At 69.1% G+C, this 488-nt stretch carries 1 protein-coding gene; it reads left to right on the forward strand.

Annotated elements, in window-relative coordinates; all coding sequences use genetic code 11:
* Positions 1-444: methionine ABC transporter permease (locus C6558_RS39105; protein WP_107028855.1), on the forward strand; the 444-nt coding region annotated here is incomplete at its 5' end.
* Positions 445-488: the final 44 nt, after the last annotated feature.

The following is a 488-nucleotide window of genomic DNA, read 5'->3' on the forward strand; positions in this document are numbered from 1 at the left end:
CTCATCGCCGCCCTGCAGCCGCTGACCATCGCGACGCTCGGCACCGGCATCGGCAACACCGCCGTGGTGTTCTGCATGATCTGGGCGTCCACGTTCGGCATCGCCCGCATCGTGGAGCAGAACCTCGTCTCCCTCGACCCCGGCGTGATCGAGGCCGCCCGCGCGATGGGCGCCTCCCGCATGCGGATCGTGCGCACCGTGGTGCTGCCCGAGGCCCTCGGCCCGCTGATCCTCGGCTTCACGTTCGTGATCATCTCGCTCGTGGACATGTCCGCCATGGCGGGCATCATCGGCGGCGGTGGCGTCGGCAACTTCGCCATCGTGGAGGGCTACAACCGGTTCCGTCCGGAGGTCACCTGGCTGGCCGTGATCGTGGTGATCGTGTTCGTCCAGGCGCTGCAGCTGATCGGCAACGGCATCGCCCGCAAGGTCATGCGCCGCTGAACCCCGGCTCGGTCCGCACGAAGACGGCCGGTGACATCCCCGCG

Origin of the sequence: Ensifer sp. NM-2 (genome assembly GCF_003024455.1) — a bacterium.
GTDB classification, from domain to species: domain Bacteria; phylum Pseudomonadota; class Alphaproteobacteria; order Rhizobiales; family Rhizobiaceae; genus Ensifer; species Ensifer canadensis.